This is a genomic window from Aquincola tertiaricarbonis, from assembly GCF_000969605.1.
GTDB lineage: Bacteria > Pseudomonadota > Gammaproteobacteria > Burkholderiales > Burkholderiaceae_C > Aquincola > Aquincola tertiaricarbonis.
Window position 1 is genome coordinate 1 of the sequence record NZ_JZUE01000070.1, and the last position, 1,405, is coordinate 1,405.

Here is a 1,405-nt window from a genome sequence, read left to right on the forward strand (position 1 = left end):
ACCATGACGTACTTGTGATCTGCAAGCTCTAACTGTGCGAATTCGCGCGCCGCGCGCTGCACGATGGACGGGTCGGTGCCACGCGGCATGGACAGCATGATGTTGTAGGCCTCGCGCCGCTCAGTGTGTTCCTCGATCGGGCTACCACCCCAGCGCCACTCGTCCACCAGCAGGTCGAGCTCTTCCCGACCCTGCACCACGTCACCGCGTTCATCCTCGATCGGCAGCCGGCCGTGTTTGCTGATGTAGTGGAAATGCGCGGTGATGGCGCGCATACCTCGGCCGCCTCCGGTGACCTTGGCCATCACCTGAGGGGCACGGCGCTGCACCAGCGCGGCGATGCGCTCGCGCAGGGCAGCGGCCCGTTGAGCAGGCGAGCCGCGCAGGCGGGGCGCTGCGTTGGGCACCCGTCGATTGCCCGGATAGAACAGCCGCTCTCCCCAGTGCAGCAAGGCGGCATCGGTGGATAGCGTCATGGCGCGCTCCGAGCGACGCTGCGGCCGTGCGTCTGCAGCATCGGCGCGTGGTCCACCTGCGGGCTGTTCATCGCCAGCGATGCTGCAGAAACGAGGAGCGCTCGCAAGTCGCCGAGACCCTGCCTGAGGACATCTGCTTGCGGAGACGTCGGATCGATGCGGCCCTGCAAGCTCAGTCGCTGCAGGACTCTGCGTAACGCCGCCAGTTCAGCCGTCATGGCTACCAATGCCGTGCGCTGAGCGTCGAGCTGCTCCGCAGTCGCACCGACAGCGCCGCCAGCGGCCACTCGTGCCAACCAGCGACCGGGCCGTAGACCAGCAAGCGCAGCCGACGACAGCACCGCCCTCACCTCGTCAGGATGCATGCGCAAGCACAGGCGCTGCGACCTGAGCCGTACGGCGGGCTGTCTTGCCTGGGCGTCTATAGCGCCCTGCGTCCCCAGCGAAGCAGCAAGCACCAGTCGTACAAACTGCGTCGGCATGACGCCGTCGGCCTCGGCGCGCGCCACCAGCGCACCCTTCAAGCCCTGCAAATCGACCGTGATGCGGTCCCGAGGTGAGGTGTCCATCCGAGCCTCCTTCAGGACAAGCGCCAGCTTGTCCGACAACCGGCGCCAGCGCGCCTATCCTGCACTAACCCATGACTTGAGTCTCTCGCCATTCAATGGCATTAGCCCGATGAATTTCCTGTCCAAATTCAGCAAGTAGTAGGCGTGGAGCTGAAGATTTGCATCAGCAGTCACGGTATCTGCATTTAATGCGCATTCCGCCGCATCAAGTGAATGGCATCCGAAATTTGGCGATGTCAAGGATGAAATTCGGCTGAATTTCATCGCCGCGTTGTCTTAGCGGCCGCTTAAGCTGTCTTTGGTACAGGAGACGCCTATGCAGTTGGTGCCCAAACTTGTTCCCAGAGAACCGCCGGGCCG

The 1,405-nt window shown here is 63.7% G+C and carries 1 protein-coding gene and 1 pseudogene; both read right to left on the bottom strand.

The window, feature by feature from the left end; all coding sequences use genetic code 11:
• Nucleotides 1-476 (bottom strand): annotated as a pseudogene (locus tag VO99_RS27420) (relaxase/mobilization nuclease domain-containing protein); the annotation flags it as partial.
• Entirely contained in the window at nucleotides 473-1,045 is a 573-nt protein-coding gene (locus tag VO99_RS27425; RefSeq protein ID WP_157039852.1) for a hypothetical protein, read from the bottom strand. The gene VO99_RS27425 and the pseudogene VO99_RS27420, both read right to left, overlap by 4 nt.
• Between the last annotated feature and the right edge of the window lie 360 nt (nucleotides 1,046-1,405).